Annotated in this window: 17 protein-coding genes and 1 pseudogene; 10 read left to right on the top strand and 8 right to left on the bottom strand. The window is 71.5% G+C overall.

Annotation, left to right across the window (positions count from 1 at the left end; translation table 11 throughout):
* Window positions 1-145: 145 nt before the first annotated feature.
* Window positions 146-817, top strand: coding sequence for a hypothetical protein (locus tag ABRP24_RS11385; protein WP_349848280.1), 672 nt, complete (start codon window positions 146-148; stop codon window positions 815-817).
* Window positions 818-879: 62 nt separating this feature from the next.
* A complete protein-coding gene (locus tag ABRP24_RS11380; protein WP_349848278.1) occupies window positions 880-1314 on the top strand; it encodes a hypothetical protein in 435 nt (144 codons plus the stop codon).
* 131 nt (window positions 1315-1445) lie between these two features.
* On the opposite strand, the gene ABRP24_RS11375 is transcribed toward ABRP24_RS11380, so the two are convergent.
* The gene (locus tag ABRP24_RS11375) at window positions 1446-3617 is read right to left on the bottom strand and encodes a phosphocholine-specific phospholipase C (protein WP_349848276.1); all 2172 of its coding nucleotides are present in this window, start codon (window positions 3615-3617) and stop codon (window positions 1446-1448) included.
* Window positions 3618-3856: 239 nt separating this feature from the next.
* Here ABRP24_RS11375 and ABRP24_RS11370 point away from each other — a divergent pair, with 239 nt between their 5' ends.
* The gene (locus ABRP24_RS11370; protein ID WP_301566690.1) at window positions 3857-4618 is read left to right on the top strand and encodes a GntR family transcriptional regulator; all 762 of its coding nucleotides are present in this window, start codon (window positions 3857-3859) and stop codon (window positions 4616-4618) included.
* A gap of 84 nt (window positions 4619-4702) precedes the next feature.
* Here ABRP24_RS11370 and ABRP24_RS11365 read toward each other — a convergent pair whose 3' ends face one another.
* From ABRP24_RS11365 to ABRP24_RS11345, 5 genes are all read right to left on the bottom strand, one after another.
* Window positions 4703-6037 carry a nucleotide disphospho-sugar-binding domain-containing protein gene (locus ABRP24_RS11365; protein ID WP_349848274.1) on the bottom strand — a complete coding sequence of 445 codons (1335 nt, stop codon included), beginning with the start codon at window positions 6035-6037 and terminating at the stop codon, window positions 4703-4705.
* A 220-nt stretch (window positions 6038-6257) separates the two neighbouring features.
* Window positions 6258-7010, bottom strand: coding sequence for an ABC transporter permease (locus tag ABRP24_RS11360; protein WP_027465364.1), 753 nt, complete (start codon window positions 7008-7010; stop codon window positions 6258-6260).
* Window positions 7011-7054: 44 nt separating this feature from the next.
* Window positions 7055-7825, bottom strand: a complete 771-nt coding sequence (locus ABRP24_RS11355) for a hypothetical protein (RefSeq protein ID WP_349848272.1) — start codon at window positions 7823-7825, stop codon at window positions 7055-7057.
* Window positions 7822-8487 carry a DedA family protein gene (locus ABRP24_RS11350; protein WP_349848270.1) on the bottom strand — a complete coding sequence of 222 codons (666 nt, stop codon included), beginning with the start codon at window positions 8485-8487 and terminating at the stop codon, window positions 7822-7824. Before ABRP24_RS11350 ends, ABRP24_RS11355 begins: the two co-directional genes overlap by 4 nt.
* Before the next feature lie 56 nt (window positions 8488-8543).
* The gene (locus ABRP24_RS11345; RefSeq protein ID WP_349848268.1) at window positions 8544-9338 is read right to left on the bottom strand and encodes a hypothetical protein; all 795 of its coding nucleotides are present in this window, start codon (window positions 9336-9338) and stop codon (window positions 8544-8546) included.
* A 135-nt stretch (window positions 9339-9473) separates the two neighbouring features.
* On the opposite strand from ABRP24_RS11345, the gene ABRP24_RS11340 reads away from it, so the two are divergent.
* The 4 genes from ABRP24_RS11340 (at window position 9474) to ABRP24_RS11325 (ending at window position 14114) form a co-directional block, all read left to right on the top strand.
* The gene (locus ABRP24_RS11340; RefSeq protein WP_349848266.1) at window positions 9474-10556 is read left to right on the top strand and encodes a HAMP domain-containing sensor histidine kinase; all 1083 of its coding nucleotides are present in this window, start codon (window positions 9474-9476) and stop codon (window positions 10554-10556) included.
* Between the two features lie 5 nt (window positions 10557-10561).
* Entirely contained in the window at window positions 10562-11221 is a 660-nt protein-coding gene (locus ABRP24_RS11335) for a response regulator transcription factor (RefSeq protein ID WP_349848264.1), read from the top strand.
* A 395-nt stretch (window positions 11222-11616) separates the two neighbouring features.
* A complete protein-coding gene (locus ABRP24_RS11330) occupies window positions 11617-12603 on the top strand; it encodes an endonuclease/exonuclease/phosphatase family protein (RefSeq protein WP_349848262.1) in 987 nt (328 codons plus the stop codon).
* A gap of 161 nt (window positions 12604-12764) precedes the next feature.
* Window positions 12765-14114 (top strand): cation:dicarboxylate symporter family transporter, encoded by a 1350-nt coding sequence (locus ABRP24_RS11325; protein WP_349848260.1) that lies wholly within the window; start codon window positions 12765-12767, stop codon window positions 14112-14114.
* A gap of 26 nt (window positions 14115-14140) precedes the next feature.
* On the opposite strand, the gene ABRP24_RS11320 is transcribed toward ABRP24_RS11325, so the two are convergent.
* Window positions 14141-14653 (bottom strand): hypothetical protein, encoded by a 513-nt coding sequence (locus ABRP24_RS11320; protein WP_173033453.1) that lies wholly within the window; start codon window positions 14651-14653, stop codon window positions 14141-14143.
* Window positions 14654-14786: 133 nt separating this feature from the next.
* Here ABRP24_RS11320 and ABRP24_RS11315 point away from each other — a divergent pair, with 133 nt between their 5' ends.
* The 3 genes from ABRP24_RS11315 to ABRP24_RS11305 all read left to right on the top strand — a co-directional run bounded on the left by ABRP24_RS11315 (window position 14787) and on the right by ABRP24_RS11305 (window position 17725).
* A complete protein-coding gene (locus ABRP24_RS11315) occupies window positions 14787-15629 on the top strand; it encodes a hypothetical protein (RefSeq protein WP_349848258.1) in 843 nt (280 codons plus the stop codon).
* 257 nt (window positions 15630-15886) lie between these two features.
* Window positions 15887-16579, top strand: a complete 693-nt coding sequence (locus ABRP24_RS11310) for a FadR/GntR family transcriptional regulator (RefSeq protein WP_301582565.1) — start codon at window positions 15887-15889, stop codon at window positions 16577-16579.
* A 177-nt stretch (window positions 16580-16756) separates the two neighbouring features.
* Window positions 16757-17725: an amidohydrolase family protein gene (locus ABRP24_RS11305; protein ID WP_232749457.1), complete on the top strand. Its 969-nt coding sequence runs from the start codon at window positions 16757-16759 to the stop codon at window positions 17723-17725.
* A gap of 216 nt (window positions 17726-17941) precedes the next feature.
* Here the strand turns inward: ABRP24_RS11305 and ABRP24_RS11300 are convergent.
* Window positions 17942-18469, bottom strand: a pseudogene (locus tag ABRP24_RS11300) (glycosyltransferase); the annotation flags it as partial.
* Between the last annotated feature and the right edge of the window lie 523 nt (window positions 18470-18992).

Raw genomic sequence — 18992 nt, 5'->3', positions numbered from 1 at the left:
ATCGTCGTGCTCCGGAGATCGCTCGGCGGGTCCGGACAGACCCCGGACGTGTGACCCGGGCGCGCGCCGCCGCCGCCGGGACCCGTAGGCTCCAGTCGGACCCACCGGTGCACGGGGCGCACGGCGGGATCCGAGGGGGAACCACATGTCCATCACATCCAGGATCACCACCGCGGGGACGGCGACCGTGATCGTCGTGCTCGCACTCTCCGGCTGCGCCGGAACCGGCACCACGGCACCGGGAGCGGAGCGGGCCACACCGCGGTCATCGGCACCGACACCGGCACCGACGGATACGCCGACCGCACCGACCGCACCGACCGCGCCGGCCACCGTCGACTCGGCCACGAAGGACCTCACGTTCGAGGACGGCGACGCGCTCTCGGCGAGCACGCTGCCCGCGTTCGGGCTCCAGGTCTCGGCACTCGACGGCTGGGAGCAGACCGGCGAGGACCAGACCACCGGGTCGCGGGAGTACACGAACACGGACGGCTCCGTGGCGACGATCACGCAGCAGCGGCTGACCGACCTCGACCCGACGATCGGGGACCGTGCCGCCACCGAGCAGCTGTTCACGGCTGCGGGGCTGCCGGCCGACCGGCTCGAGGAGCAGCTCCTGCCGACGATCACGGGCGGCACGGCGCAGTTCCTGTCGATCGCCGGGCACAACACGGACGGGTCCTGGTCGGCAACGGTCGCGCGTGCCTTCGCGAAGCCCGGAGTGGCGCTCATCGTGAAGGTCCGGACGACCTCGCAGGATGCGCTCCGTCCCGACCTGCACGACATCCTGGTCAACGCGCAGGTGGTCGTCGCCTAGCGAGCCGGTGCGACGGGGGCGCCGCGTCGGGCCGCCGGGACGGGTCCCTATGCTGAGTCCTCGTGCGCCGCTCCGTCCGTCTCCTGACCGTCCTCGTGATCGTCACCCTGTTCGCCGTCGGGGTCCTGTCGGCGGTGGTGTTCATCCAGCGTGTGCTGGCGGATCCGGCGAGCGACGTCGCGTGGGTCGGCACCGTCCGGGCGACGGGGTTCATCGTCATCGGGGTCATGCTGACACTGCTCGGACGGCGAGCGATGCCCGCGGCCGTCGAGGCGGTCAACCTGCCCGCCAGCGCCGGTCCGGTGCGCCCGCTCACGGTCGTGGTGTGGGTCGTCCTCGGTGCCACCATCTACTCGATCCTGCGCGGCTGGACGGTGATCGTCCCCGTCGCGGCCGTCGTCGGTGCGATCGTGGTGGCGTTGCCGTTCGTCGAACGCTTCCTCGACGGGGCGCTGGCCCGGCAGGCTGCGCGAGCCGACGCCGACGCCGACGCGTGAGACTGCACGCGGGACGGACGTGAGACGGTCACGAGACGGGACGGGAGGCCCGGTGCCAGCTGGCACCGGGCCTCCCGTTCGTCGTGGACGCGGCCTGACCGCCCCTGCCGACCCACGCGGGTCGGCCCCGGTCAGCGCTCCGCGCGTCCGGCGAAGCGGTACCGGAACCCGGGCACACCGTCCGCGGTGACGACCACGTCGTAGTACCCCCACTCGTCGAGCGGCCAGTGCATCGTCTTGTGTCCGGAGCCGCGAACGTGTGCGGTCTCGCGGTGCTCGACGAAGTCGTTGGCCACGAGCACGAAGCGGAGCTCGGCCCCGCCGGTGTTCTCGAGCAGGAGCTGCAGGGTGCGCCGGCCGCGGGTGTCCCGGACGACCGAGACGTGCGGCACGCCGCCGGTCGCCCGACCACCGACGGCGACGGTGCCGGCGAAGCGACGGAGGAACCGGTCGGGTCCGTAGACGCTGACGTCGTAGGCACCGGCGGTCGTCGTGGTGTCCCATGCCCAGTCGGCGGTGGCGCCGACGGGGACGGTCTTCGGGCGGGCGGCGAACGGCATCGCGGTGTTCGGGTAGACCAGGAAGTTGACCCCCTGACGGCCGTCGTTCGCGAGCGTCACGGTGACCCGGCCGGTGCGGTGGTCGACGGTCGCGTCGGCGTGCTGCCGGTAGGGCAAGCTCCGGCGGCGGACGGTGCCGGGCTCCTGGACGGGCAGGGTCTGCGCACCGATCGCCGGTTCCTCGATGGGCGGCTTCGCCTGGTCGGCGTCGGCGGCCGCCACCAGCGCACGGGTCTGCTCGATGCCGGGGACGACGTCTGGGCCGGGGATGCTCGGGTCCGGCGCGGTGAAGTCGAAGCAGCTCGTCAGGTCTCCGGAGACGGTCCGTCGCCAGTCGGAGATGTTCGGCTCGCGGACCCCCGTGACGTGCTCGAGGAACTGGATCACGGACGTGTGGTCCGCCACCTGCGAGTTGACCCACCCGCCACGGCTCCACGGCGACACCACGGTCATCGGCACGCGGGCACCCATGCCGATGGGCAGTCCGTCGACGTACTCGTCGGGGGTGCCGGGTTCGGCGAACGGGGGGACGACGTGGTCGAAGTACCCGTCGTTCTCGTCGTAGTTGACGAGCAGGACGGTCGAGGCCCAGGTGTCCGGGTTGCTGAAGAGCGCCTGCACGACGGCGTTCGTGTAGTGGGCGCCGTAGTCCGGGCTGGCCGCCGGGTGCTCGCTCCAGCCGTAGGGGGCGATGACGTACGACACGGTGGGCAGGCTGTTGGTCGCGCAGTCCTGCCCGAACTGGCTGAGCAGGTGGGTGACGTCGAGGCCCTTGCCCGAGTTCGGCTTCCACCCGTCGTGCAGCCCGGCACGCGCGGCGAGCTCCTGCTGGGCGAGGTCGGAGGACGCGAGCGCACGGTGGTACTGCTCGAACAGCCAGAGCGGGTTGTCGCCGTAGTCGCCGACGTACGGGTCGGCGGAGCTGTCACCGACCTCGTCGTTGGCGTAGGTCTTCCAGGTGACCCCGGCCGCCTGCAGTCGTTCGGCGTAGGTGGTCCAGGCGAACACCGGTTCGTAATCGGCCGGGTTGTCGGTCGCCGGTCCGCCCTGGGCACCGCGGGGGTCGATGGTGCCGGACCACTGGTACAGGCGGTTCGGCGTGGTCGGACCGTTGAGCGAGCAGTGGTAGTCGTCGCAGACCGTGAACGCACCGGCGAGTGCGCGCTGGTAGGGGATGTCCTCGCTCGTGAAGTAGCCCATCGTCTGGGCGCTCTTCGCGTCGACCCACCGGTTCCAGGCACCGCCGTTCCACGCGGTGTGCCCACCGCCCCAGGAGTGGTCGAGGCCGTCGGCGTTCTGCGCGTTGAACCGGGTGGTGTCGAGCCGGAACGGCAGCATCGCGCCACCGTCGGTGCGGGCAGCCGACGGCTGGTGGAAGACGTCGTGTCCGGTCGGCAGCTCGAGCGCCTGCTTGTCCGAGAACCCGCGGACCCCGGGCATCGTGCCGTAGTAGTGGTCGAACGACCGGTTCTCCTGCATGAGCACGACGACGTGCTCGACATCGGCGATCGTGCCGGTGGGGACGGCACGGGCGGTCGCGGCGCTGGCACGGTCGGCCGCGCCCGGACCGAAGGCGGAGCCGGCGGCGACGCCGGCCATGATCGCGGCCGCGCCGCCGATCAGGACGGTCCGTCGACTGACTCCGGGTCGGACCGCGGCGGTGTACGCGGCGTCCGGGGTCAGCGGTGGTGCGGCGTCCAGGTCGACGTCGGGTGCGCCGTGTTCGGGCTTCCTCGTGCTCATCGGGGGCCTTCCTGATCGTGGGGAGTGCGGGCGCCCGGTGGGAGAACGCCCGTCAGCATGACAACCAGGTGCGCTGAACCGGGTCTGGCCTGGTCGTGGCAGGCGGGTGAACGCGTCCGGTGGAAACGGGACGGAGGTGTCCGGGTGCCCGACTGTTCGGTGCCGTCCTTCCGGGATCTTCAGCACCGACGCTGCCTCGCACGTGGACAGCTCGTCGCGGGGCAGAGGAGGATCAGCGGGTGCGACGACTGTTCCGGGACCTCGCCGAGGACCTCGCCGACCGGGTGCTCCGCGGTGAGTTCGACGACACCGGTGTCCTGCCGGCCGAGCACGACCTGGCGGCCGACTACGCCGTCGCGCGGGGCACCGTGCGGAACGCGCTCGGGGTGCTCCGCGACCGCCGGGTCCTGACGGCACGGGCCGGGTCCCGCTGGCGCGTCCGCACCACGTCGCTCGGCCACGACGCCGGCGCGCTCGAGTCCTTCGGTCAGCTGGCCAGGGCGCGGGGGCACGAGCCCGGCGGTCGGGTCGTGGCGGTCGAGGAACGGCCGGCCACCGTGCGTGAGCGCCGTCTCTTCCGCGCTGCGCACGACGAGCCCGTCCTGCACGTCGTGCGGGTGCGCTCCCTCGACGGTGTCGACGTCATGCTCGAGCGCACCGCCTACGCGCCGTGGGTCGCCGCCGTCATCCGGACGATCCCGGGCGGGCAGACGTCGGTGTCGGCGACCCTGGAGGCCCGGTTCGGCATCCGGGTGGGCTCCGCCGTCACCACCGTGGACGCGCTGCTGGCGGACGACGCCGACGCCGCGCTCCTCGGGGTCCGGCCCGGCGCGGCGCTCCTGCAGGTGCGCCGGTCCAGCACCGCCGAGGACGGCCGCCCGCTCGAGGCGGGCGACGACCGGTACGTCGCCGGGACGGTGCCGCTCCGGATCCGGACGGCGTCCGCAACAGCACCGACACCGACACCGCTGACCGGCACCGGGCACGACGACGTGGGATGAGCCGGACGGGAGGCCCGGGGTCAGCTGGCACCGTGCCTCCCGTCCGTCTCCACTCGACCGCACAGCGTGGGCCGGCAGGCGGGATCAGCGTCGCTGTGAGCCGTCCGCGGCGGCGGCGACGGCCGCCGCCAGCCCGGCCTCGATGACGTCCACGGGGTCGGGCAGGGTCGCGATCGACGCCGCGACCTGACGGCTGCGGGCGCGGTGGGTCGGCGAGCCGAGGACCTCGCGGACCGCCTGACGGATCGCCGCCGGCCGCGGCGTCCCGGAGCGCAGGTTCCGCCCGCAACCGGCCCACGCGACCCGGGCGGCGACCTCCGGCTTGTCCTCGGTCGAGCCGGCGACCACGAGCGGCACGCCGTGCGCGAGGGCACGCTGCACCCCGCCGAACCCGCCGTTCGTGACGACGACGCTGCACCGCGGCAGGAGCTGGTCGTAGGGCAGGAAGGTCGCCACCCGGGCGTTCGCGGGCAGCGCCGTGCCGAGCGCGCGTTCGACCTGGTCGACCGGGCGGCCACCGGTGGTCGCGACCACCAGGACGTCCTCGTCCGCCAGCGCGCGGAGCGTCGGCGCGATGAGCCGGCCGAGGTCGACGGTGTCGATCGTGCCCTGGGTCACGAGCACCACCGGGGTGTCGGTGTCCAGGTCGTCCCACCACGCGGGCAGGTCGGCCGCGGGCGTCGGCGCCGCGCGAGCCACGACCGGCCCGACGAACCGGACCGAGTCGGGGAGCTCGCGGCGCGGGTACTCGAGCTCCGCGACGCTCAGCTGGAACAGGGTGTCGAAGCAACGGTAGGCGAAGTCGAAGGTCCCGGTCCGCGACGGCGGCGCCCCCACCTCGGCGAGCACGACGTCGACGGCCTGCTGCAGCGGCCGGGTGAGGACGGGGTGGATCGCCGCCGTGAGCAGTCGGTTGCGTGCGCGCGCCAGCGGTCCGCGACCCGGCGCGAGTGCGGTGCCGAAGGGTGCGGCGTCGACGCTGGTGAGCGTCACCGGGGTGGTCGCGATCCCGAGCACGGGCAGGCGGTCGCCCGGCGGCAGCGCGAGGTACGGGGCGAGCCCGGTGAACGTCGCCTCGCCGAGCACCGCGTCGAACCGACTCGCTGCCAGCAGGGCCGTCAGCGCGCGGTACTGGGAGGGGATCGGCCGCACGAACATCGCGATGATGCCCTCGCGGACGACGGCCACCCCGCGGGCCGCCGTGGCGTCGGCGAGCCGGTCCTGCAGCTCGGCGTCGTCGAAGTCGGCATCGGCCGGCAGGGCCACGAAGCGGAGCCCGGCGCCGACGACGAGGTCGCGGTACTTGGACCCCGTCAGCACGGTGATCTCGTGGCCGCGCTCGGCGAGGTCGCGTCCCACGTCGACGAGGGGCGCGAGGTGACCGTAGACGGGCGGGGCGCAGAGCAGGTACGAGGACACGGGGCCGCTTCCGTCGGGGGATGGCCGGACGTTCGGAGCGTAGGCGCGGCGAGCAGGCGCGTGGCGCGGCACGGACTGGGAGTGGGTGAGAGTCCTCGAGCACAGGACGGCACACACGTCGGCGCATGGCTGACGTACTGCGTCCGCAGTAGTCGGGGCGCTCCCGCTGCAGTACCGCTCGCGCTCCGGACCGGCGCACGCTGCCGGCCTCGCGAAGCGGTCAGCGGGTCGTCTCGACGGCCGGCCTGGTCCGTACCGGGGCGAGCCAACGGGTCAGCAGCACGGCGGTGATGCTGCCGGTCGCCATGATCGCGGCGAGCACCACGATCTGGAAGCGCCCGGCCTCGAGCGGGGACACGCCACCGAACACGGCCCCCACGAATGCGCCGGGCAGGGTGACGAGCCCGGTCGTCCTCGTCTGGTCGACCGTCGGCACCAGGGCGGCACTCACGGCGCGTCGGACCAGGTCCGCGGTGGCGCGGCCGGGTGTCGCTCCGAGCGCGAGCCACCCCTCGACCTCGTCCCACCGATCGTCGACGAGTTCGCGGAAGCGACGACCGGCGATGGTCGCGATCGACATCGCGTTGCCGATGACGATGCCGCCCAGCGCGAGTGCGTAGCGGGGCGAGAGTGCGATGGCTCCGCTCCCGAAGACGACGACCGCGCTGACCAGGATGCCGGATGCCATCGCTCCGGCGACCGGCAGCACCATCGTCCGGAGGTCCCCGAGCCGACGAGCCGACGTGCAGGTCGCCACGATGAACATCACTCCGAGCGCAAGGCCGATCAGGACTGGCGATCGGATGACACCGGTGAGCACGAGGCTGACGGCAGCGAGCTGCAGGACACCTCGCGCGATCGCCGCTGCCGGAGCCCAGGGTGCCGACGCGCGAGCAGCGAGCAGGACGACGGTCGCCGTCGCGACGAGCGCAAGGACGCCGAGCACCGTGCGCACCAGGACGTCTTCGGTCATGTCAGCTGCTCGCTCATCTGGTGCACTGTACGGCCGGAACGGTGTCAGCCGTCAGTTGCCGTGCGTGGACCAGAACGTCGGCGGTCGCTCGTGATCGCGATGACGACGAGGATCACGAGCATCGCGATCACGCTGACCATGCCGGTGCCGTAGCCGAGTCCACCTCGGAGCGGGGAGACGGCCAGCCAGTCCGCGACCGATGCGCCGAGCGGTCTGGTCAGGACGTACGCGGTCCAGAACGCCGCGACCGGGCCGAGGGTCCTCGTCCGCCGCAGCGCGACGACCACCGCCATCCCGCCCAGGAAGACGCCGGCACCGAGCAGGTACCCGAGGTGCAGCGTCGAGGCGATGAGGTCACCCGCCGCAGTGCCCATGGCGAACGTCACGATCACGGTTGCCCAGTAGAACCCCTGACGTCGGGTGGTGGTGACGGTGTGCACGTCGAGGGTCCCCTCGGTTCGTCGCCACGCGGCGAACACGATGACGAGGACTGCGAGGAACACCGGTGTGGAGACGAGGTAGGGAATCCCTGCCACCACGTGCGCGACATCGGCGATCATCGTGCCGAAGACTGCGACCATCGCCACCGCCGACCAGTACTTCCACGGCGAGAACCGGCGAGACCGGAACTGGACAGCGAGCACCACGACGAACACGACCCCGGTGATCAGGACCGTGGGGGCCGGGGCGAAGCGGGTCACGAGCCGATCCGACAGCGCCTCACCCATCCCAGTGGTGAGGATCTTGATCACCCAGAACGACGCGGACGGTTCCGCGACCTGGTTCGGAAGTGTCCGGGTGCTGGTCACGCTCATCGGTCGCTCGCCACGGGCTGCTCGTCCGGGCGGCTCCGGTCGGTCCGGCTGCTCGCTCGCTTTCGGACCACCCCGATCAGGATGGGCAGGATCGAGACGATGACGACGACGATCATGAGGACGTCGATGTTGTGCGCCACGAACGGGATCCCGCCGAGCAGCACCCCGACCACCGTGAGTCCGCAGGCCCAGCCCACCGCACCGACGACGTTCCACAGGATGAACCTGCGGTAGTGCATGTCCGCTGTTCCCGCCGCGAGCGGGACGTAGGTCCGGACCACCGGAACGAACCGACCGAGGACCAGGGAGAGCCCGCCCCACCGGGTGAAGAACGCTTCGGCCTCGTCCAACCGAGCGGTCGTGAGTACCTGTGCACCCGCACGGAAGAGCCGGCGGCCGAAGCGTCGACCGATCCAGTAGCCGACCTGGTCCCCGGCGACGGCAGCGATCGACGCGACGACCGCGACCTGCCATGGCGCGATGCCCAGTGCAGCGCTCGTGATCGCTGCGGTGACCAGGAGCGAATCACCGGGCAGGAACGGGAACAGCACCCCGGACTCGATGAAGATGAGGACTGCGATCCCCGAAAGGACGGCGGGGCCGAACGCGTGCAGGACGGATCCGGCGTCGAACAGGTGGACGGCGAGCGGGACGGTGAGCATCGTGGCCTTTCCGGCTGGGTGCGGGCGAAGGGGACTCGGTCAGTGGGACCGGGCGATCACGACGACAGCTGCTCGTGGGCGCCGGTCTGCACGCGTTCGTGGCGACCGACGGAGATCCATGCGATGAGCGCTGCGATGACGGCGAGGAAGACGATGCTCGTGGTGATGGTCCCGATGCCGAGCCCGCCGTCGTGTGTCGGCTGGGAGAGCAGGTCCCCGGTCGACGCACCGAGCGGACGGGTGAGGATGTACGCGATCCAGAAGCAGGTGACGGCACCGCGACGGCCGATGAACCAGACGGCAGTGACTGCGGCGATCGCTGCGGCGAACAACAGCAGGGACGGCAGGTAGCCGAGGCCGGTCTGCTCGGCGATGAGGTCACCGGCCGCGGTGCCGAGCGCGAAGGTGAACAGGATCGCCAGCCAGTAGAACGCTTCCCGCCTGGTGGTGTCGATCTCGTGGATCGAGAGCGTGCGCTCGGTCCGGTACCAGGCGATGAACACCACGGCGAGAGCGACCGCGAACACGGTCGTGCTCACACCCAGCGGAACGCCGAGCCCGTCGGTGAGGTTGTCGGTGATGCAGGTCCCGACGATGCTGATCAGCACGACCGTGACCCAGTAGGTGACCGGCCGGTAGGCCCGCGTCCGGAACTGCAGCACCAGGAACACGACGAGCACTGCGGCCATCACGGCCGTCGTCAGCGGGAGACCGAACCCGAGGGTGTCGCTGAGCAGATCGGCTGCGGTTTCACCGACGGTCGTGGCGAGGACCTTGATGATCCAGAACGACGGGGTCGGGTCGGGGACCTTGTTGCGCAGCGGGCGGGGCCTGGCGGTCAGATGGGTCATGGCGTGCTCCTCGTCGTGCCGTGGGCCTGCTGCCCGGTTCGGTTTGACGACGGTACGAAGGGGCCTGCAAGACTTCACCAAGAAATCCCGGTGGACCGATCTGGTCGGCTTCGCGGGAAGGGACGGAGCGACCGCATGATCGGCACCACATGGCATCGACTCGTCGATGCCGTTGCACGTTGGTCGCTCCGTCGCGAGCCGGACCAGGACGCGGATCGCCTCGCCTCTCGACGCTCGGTCATCGGGATCGCCGTGCGCGTCGCGGCAGTGTCAGCCGCGTTGGTCGTCGGGATCATCGCCCTGGTCGTCGCGTACGTGGTCTGGCAGCTCACCCCCGGCCAGCAGCGGGAGCAGGCCGGCCCGTTCGACGTGCACATCACCTTGGACACCGTCGATCTCACGGTCGCGATCGCAGGGGTCGGCGGGCTCGCGATCGTCTTCGCGGGAGTCGCGTCCTGGTTGATCGCGCGCCGCGCGGTCCGCCCGCTGACCGAGGCGCTGCGTGTGCAGCGGACCTTCGTCGCGGACGCCAGTCACGAACTGCGCACACCGCTCGCCGTCCTCCATGCCCGCGTGCAACGACTCCGCATGCAGACACCCGCCGACGATCCGCGCCGCGGCATCGTGGACGAGGTCACCGGCGACACGCGGATCCTGATCGACATCGTCGACGACCTCCTCGGAGCCGCTGCCGGGACACCCACCGAACCGGGCGTCACACGTCTGGAGGACGGGTTGGCGGTGCTCCGCCGCGACATGAGCGTGCTGGCCGCCGAACGGCAGGTGCGCCTCCGCGTGGCCGACCACAGCGCCACCGTGGCCCTGACGCCGACACAGCTGCACCGGTGTCTCGTCGCCCTCACCGACAACGCCATCGGCCACACCCCACCGGGCGGCACCGTCACCGTGACCACCACATCGGAGCCCGACCGAGTGTGCGTCCGCGTGCAGGACGACGGCACGGGCATCATCGGGATCGCGCCGGCGCGGGTGTTCGAACGTTTCGCGCACGGCACCGGGCCCGGCCCGGAACGCGCCGCGACGCGCACGGGGTACGGCATCGGGCTCGCGCTGGTCCGGGAGATCGCGGTCCGCGCCGGAGGAGCCGTCACCGTCGAGTCCACCGGCGATCAGGGAACGGTCTTCGCCCTCCGGATCCCGACACACCGCACACCGACGGACATCCCGACCACGACACGGACGATCGCGGAAGGATGAACGCCATGGGACAGCGGCTGCTCCTCGTCGAGGACGACCCCAGGCTCGGGCCGCTCGTCGCCGAGGTGCTCCGCGACGACTGGGACGTGGTCCTCGCGCCGGACGGTGAGCAGGCGCTCGTCGCGGCGGTGGAGCAGTACTTCGACGTCATGGTCGTCGATCGCCGGCTCCCCGGCATGGACGGCACCGAGTTCGTCGGCGCGATCCGGAGCCGACGGATCAGTACCCCGGTCCTCATGCTCACCGCACTCGGCGAACTCCGCGACCGCGTTTCCGGTCTGGACGCCGGAGCGAACGACTACCTCGTGAAGCCGTTCGAGTTCGACGAACTCGCCGCCAGACTCCGAGCCCTCACCCGGGACTACACCGGCACCGGGACGGGGGTGGAGATCGGAGGCTGGACCTTCTACGCCGACGACCACAGCATCCACTCGCCGTACTCCGGGCGGATCCTGCTCACCGAGAAGGAGAGCGCCCTCCTCCGGTTCCTCGCGGCGGAGCCAGCGCGCGCGTTCTCGCGGAAGCACCTGCTCTCCGCCGTGTTCGAGAACGGCGAGCAGGAGAACACCGTCGACACGTACGTGCACTACATCCGGCGGAAGACCGACCGGGACCTCATCACGACGATCCGCGGCACTGGCTACCAGCTCGGCACTCCGACCTGATCCTCCCGCCTCCGCTCCCAGCGTGGGGCACGAGCGAGTCGACGAACGATCTGCTCGCGGTTGTCGCGATCGTGCGGCCCGGTCGCGGACGCCGGCTCGGCGTCGTCGCGGCGATCGTCTCGGTGCTCGGCACCCTCGTGACGGTCGGCATGCTCGTGTGGCGCGTGGTCGAGGCGAACGGCAGCTAGCTGCCCGCGGTCGCGCGCGCGGCCCGCGACGTGCGCGGTGACGGACTGGAGGCCCGGTGCCAGCTGGCACCGGGCCTCCAGTCCGGTGCCGGCCGACCCACGGCGTGGGCGCCCCACGTTGCTGCCACTGCTGTGGCCCAGCAGGATCCTCAGCAGGCGGTCTCTGTTCACCGGCAGCCGCGGGTGGCCGTGCGCGAGGATCCAGGGGTGTCTCGTCGTGCGGCTGCTGTCGCGACCACCGTGGTGGTCGCGACCCTGCTGGTCGGTATCGCCTTCGTCGCCGCTCCCTGGCTCGGTGTCGGGCGGGCTCCGGTGCTCGCCGCCGTGCTGCCGGCCCGGTCCCTCGTGACCGCGGGACTGGTCGCTACCGGTCTCGCCCTGGTGCTCGTCGCCATCGTCCTGCGACGTACGCGAGCCGTGCGGCTGGTCGCTGCGTCGCTCGGGGCGGTCCTGCTCGTCGTCGCCGTGGCGAACACGGCGGTGCTCGGCGTGCGGGGATGGGACGTGCGGCCGGTCGACGGTGCCCGGGGTGCACTCCGGGTGTTCGAGTGGAACACCAACGGAGGACTCGTCGGCCCGCAGGGCATCGCCCGCGCGGCACTGACCGCACGGGCGGACGTCGTCGTGCTCCCCGACGCGGGCGACCGACGGTCCGCCACCGCGGTGGCGCGGTCGATGGGGCAGCACGGTCGGCCGGTGCGGGTGTTCATGGGTGGTGCCGGCACGCAGGTGGCGGTGCTCGTCGGGGCCGACCGCGCGTCCGGCGCCTCGATGTCGCCCGGCGTCGATCCGGTGAAGACGATGACGGTGTCCGGGCCGTCGATCCCGACGATCGTCGCCGTGCACGCGCCGCAGCCGATCGGGCGGGGCCTGGCGGGCTGGCGGACCGACCTGCGCTGGATCGGCGAGCAGTGCGGCCGCGGCGCTGACGTGGTCGTGTCGGGGGACTTCAACGGATCGGTCGACAGCTTCGACGGTGGGGGTCTCGGTTCGTGCCGGGACGCCGCGTCGACCGTGCACGCCGCGGCGCTCGGCACGTGGCCGACGTGGCTCGATCCGCGGCTGGCGATGCCCATCGACCACACCCTGGTCGGTCCGTCGGCCGGTGTCGTCCGGTCGTGGAGCGTGCTGACGAGCCAGGACGAGTCCGGTGCTCGGCACCGCCCGACCCTGACGGTCGTCGGCGGCAGCTGACCCGGACGGCGGCCCCTGTTCCGGTGGGCGAGCGGCCCTGTTCCGGTGGGCGTGCGGCCCTGTTCCGGTGGGCGTGCGGCCCTGTTTCGGTGGGCGTGCGGCGCGGCAGGTGGGAACAGACTCGCAACGTCGTCGAAACACGCGCGCGGTGGGGTGGATGCATGGACGTCACCACCACGGATCGTGCCCCCGCCCGCTGGTACCACTCGCTGTTCGTGCAGATCGCGATCGGGGTGGCCCTCGGCATCGCCGTCGGAATCTGCTTCCCCGCGGCGGCGCCGGTGCTGAACGTCGTCGGGCAGGGGTTCATCCGGCTGATCGAGATGGTGATCGCGCCGCTCGTGTTCATCGTCGTGGTGACGGGCATCGTGCACGTCGGCGACCTGCGCTCCGTGGGACGGATCGCCGGCAAGGCGATGGTCTACTTCCTGCTCGCGTCGTCGTGCGCGCTCGTGTTCGGCCTGCTGGTCGGCAACCTCGTGCGCCCCGGGGCCGGCCTGCGGATCGACCCGTCGTCGCTCGACGCCTCCGCCGTGGCGGCGAAGACCGCCGGCGGCACGGCTCCGGACGCGGGGACCTTCATCCTCGACCTCATCCCGTCGAGCGTCGTGAACGCGTTCGCGACGAACGACATCCTGCAGGTGCTCGTCTTCGCGGTGTTCGTCGGCGCGGCGATCGCCGCGATCGGCAGTGACCGTGCGCGGCCGCTCGTGCGGGGCCTCGACCTGTGCCTCGAGGTCGTCTACCGCATCCTGGGCTGGGTGATGCGTCTGTCGCCGCTCGGTGCGTTCGGGGCGATGGCGTACGTGGTCGGGCAGTACGGCATCGACACCCTGGGGTCGTACGGGCTGCTGATCGCTGCCTGCTACGGCGCAGCGGCGGTGTTCATCGTGGCGCTGCTCGTGGGCGGGCGGCTGCTGTCCGGGGTGCCGATCTGGCGGTTCGTCTGGCACACCCGCGCCGAGTTCGGGCTGGCCCTGGGCACCGCGTCGACCGAGGCCGTGCTGCCGCGGATGATCACCCGGCTCACCGAGGTCGGCGTCTCACGGAGCGTCGCCGGGCTCGTCGTGCCGACGGGGTACTCGTTCAACCTCGACGGGGCGGCGATCTACCTGTCGATCTCGCTGCTGTTCCTGACCCAGGCGTTCGGGGTGCCGCTGACGCTCGAGCAGCAGGTCGCCGCACTCGGGGTGCTGCTGCTGACGTCGAAGGGCATGGCCGGGGTGCCGGGCTCGTCGTTCCTGGCGCTGTCCGCGACGGCGACGAGCCTCGGGCTGTTCCCGGTCGCGGGCGTCGCGCTGCTGCTCGGTGCCGACCGGATCATGGACGCGATGCGGGTGAGCGTCAACCTGCTCGGCAACTGCGTCGCGACGCTCGTGGTGGCGCGGTGGCAGGGCGAGCTTGACCGTGAGCGGGTGGACGCGGTGCTGCGGCCCGGGCGAGGGGAGCGGCCGTCGTCGGAGCCGTCGCCCGCAGCGGGCGGAGTGGTGGTGTCGGCGCCGGTCCGCTGAGGGGTCGGGGCGCGCTCGCGGCGCGGTCAGCGTTCGAGGACGGCGCGCTGCTGGTCGTACTGCTGGCGGGTCCGGTGTCCGCCCATCTTGCGGACGACGGCGCCCGAGGGATCACGCGTGATCCGCCACCAGATCGCGGTGCAGAGCGCGTCGACCGGCAGGGCCGTGCCGACTCCGACCAGGAGCTGCCGACCGAGGTCCGTCCGCCACGGCAGCCCCGAGACCTCGAGCGCGGTCACGACGAGCAGGCACACCACGATGGTGATCGGGCTGAGCCAGAGCTTCCGCACGGTGCGTTGACGTGCCACGTCGATTTCCGCCAGCTGCGCCAACGGCAGCGTCGAACCGACGTGCTCGCGCGGCTCGCCACCGACGATGACGGCGGCAGGGCCGGGAGTGGTCGCTGTGTCGTCCGCGTCCGTGGCGGGTCGCCACACCACGTCGTCCAGGTGCTCCAGGTCGCCGTCGATGCGGAACCAGCCGCCTTCGAAGCCGTCGGCAGCGGCGTCGGGATCGGCGCGGGGCGTGGTCGTGGTCACGTCGGTCATCTTGGCAGGAACAGGGGCCGCTGGGGCACCACCGCTTCGGGGGTGGGGCGGCGGCGTCGCCCGCGGGGCCCGGGGCGCGTTCTGCTGGCAGGATGGTCCCGACACCACGGGGGCGGGGGCGGGCATGGGCACGGAACAGCAGGACTGGCGTGACCAGGGGACGGGCCCGACGACGGGGCGGGGCAACGCGATCGCCATCGCGCTCGTGCTGCCGGTGCTGCTCGTCGTGAGCTGGGCGGTCCAGATCGGGGCGTACCTGGCGCGCGACTTCGGGTCGATGGACGACCGGCTCGGAGCAGGGGGCGTGCTGACGCGGCTGGTCATCGGCGCCGTGCTCGCCGTGGGGATCCCCGTGGTGGTGCTCGTCGTGCAGGTCCGGGCTCGCCGGCGTGAACCGCGCCACTCACTGGTCGCCGTCGTCGCGGCGATCGTCGTGCTGGTCATCGCCGTGCCGTGGAACGGCCTGGTCCTGACGTCACAGGTGCGGAGCATGGCCGCCGACGCCCAGCAGTGGGCGCAGCCGGCGACCGCCGCCGAGCGGCACTTCGCCCACGGTGACGCCCGGGCCACGCTCGAGCGGATCGGGGACCGCACGGTGCGGATCCTCGGCGGCGACCGGAAGTCCGCCTACCGCGATGGCGAGCGAGCCGGTGGTGCGTACAGCGAGGACTGCCAGCTGTCGAACGCCCACCAGGGCGTGCGGTGGATGTACTGGTACGACCCGGGGGGGTACACCGACGACCAGGGCAACGAGCTCCTGCCCGAGGACCACACCGTGATCGAGGGTGCGAACCGCGACGTGGACGGAGTCCGGGAGTACTGGGCGTCCGAGGGCATCGACGCGCGGTCGGAAGAGGACATGGTCCCCGACCAGATCGCGCCGACCGCCGACTGGCTCGAGAGCGGCTCGTCGTACACACGGCCCGGTCCGGACGTCGACTTCCGCACGATCTGCCTGGTGCGCTGAAGGTACGCGCCGTGGTGGGGTCGCCTGGCAGGTGGGCCGTTGGGACCTTTGACCTCCGCCCGTCTGGGCATGCTCGACGCATGGCCCGCCAGATACTCGACGGTGGTGAGGACAGCGACCGGGGCCCTGCGGCGGTCTCGGTCCGCGTCCGTGGCGGTCCTGACCGCGATCTGACTCCGCACTTCGGGTCCGTTCAGCAACCTTGCTGGGCAAGCGACGGGGCGTAACCTACCAATTGTTGGACATTTGGAGGACTCATGTCGCCACTCAGCCGGCTCCCACGATCCGGAACGCTTGCGGAACAGGCCGCTGATCGACTCCGTGCATCCATCACCGATGGTGTGTGGCCGGTTGGGACACGCGTCCCTGCGGAGCACGACCTCGTCGAGCAGCTCGGTGTGAGCCGGAACACCGTACGCGAGGCGCTTCGTGGACTCGTCCACACCGGTCTCCTCGAGGCGAGGGTGGGGGATGGAACCTACGTGATCGCGACCAGCGAGCTGCGGTCGGCCATCTCCCGGCGTTCTGCGACGTCAACGCCGGACGAGGTGATGGAACTCCGCGCGGTCCTCGAGGAACACGCTGCGGCCCTCGCCGCCCGACGTGCTGTCCCGGAGGACATCGCCACGCTTCGCGCACTCCTGGCCGTAGCGACTGGTGAGCGGGTTGACATGGAACGCATCGCCGCTGCGGACAGACGATTCCACCGAGAGGTTGCCCGGATCAGCGGTAATGGACTTCTCGCAGATCTCCATGAACATCTCGGGGCAGCCGTCAGTGAGGTCGTCGGGGGGCTCGAGGCCGACGATCGAATCGCTGATGAGCATGCTGCGCTCCATGATCGGCTCGTCGACAGCATCGAAGCGCACGACGAAGCCGGAGCGCGCCTGGCGGCCGTCGAGATCGTCGCCGTGGTCCGCCGAGTCGGCGGATCCTCGAACATCGATTGATGACGCTGATGCCTCACCGGGTCACGATCCGCCGATGAACCACCCCTGACTCGACGCTCTTGCGTCGACAATGACCGGTCACTGCTTCACGGACCGCCGTACCGGGCCACCGAGCCCGGTCCTCCCCGCGCCCAGAAGCGGCGCAACTGCACCACCGCACCACGAAGGAACCCGACCATGAAGTTCATCGGACTCGAAGAACACATGATGCCCACTGAGATCTTCGACGCCGCCGGCGCCGACGGTCACGCAATGATGGATCAGCCGTACCTCGACGGCCTCAACGACCTGACCGACGGCGGCGAAGCCCGCATCCAGCGGATGGACACCGCCGGCATCGACGTCCAGGTGCTCTCCTCCGTCGCACAGTTCGTGCAGGTCCTGCCCCCACACCAGTCGACCGAGCTCTCCCGGCGCCTCAACAACACCATGGCGAAGGTGGTCGACAACCACCCTGACCGGTTCAAGTTCTTCGCCACCCTCCCGATCTCCGACCCGAAGGCCGCCGTCGCAGAGCTCCGTCGCGCCGTCGAGGAGCAGGGCGCCGTCGGCACGATGATCCACGGGCAGACCAACGGCGTCTTCCTCGACGACCCCTCCATGCGGCCGATCCTCGCCGAAGTCGAACGTCTCGGCGTCCCGATCTACCTCCACCCCGGCTTCCCGCCCATCGAGGTCTTCAAGGCCTACTATTCGGGCCTCGACCCGTATGTGGCGACCATGCTCTCCACGGGTGGATGGGGATGGCACGCGGAGAACGGTATGCACATCCTCCGGATGGTCTCGAACCTGGTCTTCGAGCGGTTCCCGGACCTGCAGATGGTCGTGGGCCACATGGGCGAGAACCTGCCGTTCTCCCTCGCGCGCGCGGACGAGTGGCTCACCCCGCGTATCAAGGGACTGACCGGGACCGTCGCGGAACAGGTACGCGATCACCTCCACATCACCATCTCCGCCTACACGACGGTTCCGCCGCTCCTGTGCGCGCTCGAGGTGTTCGGCATCGACCGGATCCTGTTCGCTGTCGACTACCCGTTCGGCGACTCCGCAACGCACACGAGCTTCATCGAGAACGCACCCCTCAGCCCGGCCGACAAGCGGAAGATCGCGCACGGCAACGCTGAAGCCCTGTTGACGCGACTCTGAACCGACCCGTCGGCAGCTGGACCGAGTGGCAGCCGCGAGGGGGTGGGCTCCCTCGCGGCTCGTCCTGCCCCTGACGGGCCGCTTGAGATCAGCTCGTCGGCGGACGTCGCCGTGCAGAATCGGGTGTGGCGGACGATGTTCGAGCATGCTCGTCACCGCGGGCCGGTGTCCAGCCGACCAGGCGCTCGATGGCGGCCAGGACGACGGCCGGGGTTCGCCTGTCGCGACCTCGGACCGGATCCGTCCGGCCGCGGAGCGGAACTCGGGCTCGGTCAGGAGTCGCGACGCGGTGGTGCGGATGTCCTCCGCGGTCGCCGTCGCGGCGTCGAGGACGAGTCCGGCGCCCAGGGTCTCGACGCAGCTGCCGTTCGGCAGCTGGTCCGCGCCGAGCGGCAGGACCAGCAGGGGTACCCCGTGCGCGAGCGCCCCGGTCACCGATCCGGACCCGCCGTGGTTCACCACGAGGTCCACGAGCCCGAGCACCGAGTCCTGCGGGACGTACTGCTCGATCCGGATCGCTCCCGGGCCCTCCGGCACCGGGAAGGTCGTCGGGTCGACCCAGGGTCCGGTCGTCAGGAGGATCCGCGCCGGCAGGGCCGCGAGCGCGTCGATGAGCCGAGCGAACAGGTCGCCGGACTTCGTGTTGAACTCGGTGCCGAGCGTGACGTAGACGCGGGGTTCGTCGCCGGCGGCCAGCCACGCCGCGGCATCCGACGAGTGTGACGACCAGGTGTCCGGTCGCATCCGGATCACCGGACCACGCAGCTCGCGCCCGGATCGCATCGACGCGGGGAACGGAACCACGGTGAGCGCGCCGCCGAGCATCTGCTGCTGCGGGTCGGGCCCGAGTCCCGCGCGTCGGCGGAGCGCCTCGAGCGGCTCCCGCACCGCGTCGCGCCAGGTCCCACCGGCCGAGGCGAAGGCCAGGACCACCACGCACGGCACCCCGGCACGTTCGGCGGCGGTCATGGCACCGAAGTCGAACTCCCCGCAGACCACGAGGTCAGCCGACCACCGAGTGATCAGTCGTCCGACGTCGACGACGGCCCCGGCGGCCGCGTCCCCCAGGAAGACCTGGGGGACGCGGGTGAGCACCGCACTCGGATCGATCGGGGTCAGGGTGCCGGTGCCCGGCCTGCTCGCCGGCAGCTCCACGTCCCGCGGCTGCCGGTGCGAGAACCCGGTCTGTTCGAGGACCGCCTCGCGTGCGCCGCTCAGTGCGGTCCGGTGTCCGGCTGCGCTGGCCGCGCGGGCGAGTGGCAGCATC

Source organism: Curtobacterium sp. WHRI 8282 (assembly GCF_040223925.2).
GTDB classification, from domain to species: domain Bacteria; phylum Actinomycetota; class Actinomycetes; order Actinomycetales; family Microbacteriaceae; genus Curtobacterium; species Curtobacterium flaccumfaciens.
The sequence above is the reverse complement of the archived record's forward strand: the minus strand, read 5'-3'. Positions and strand labels throughout refer to the sequence as shown.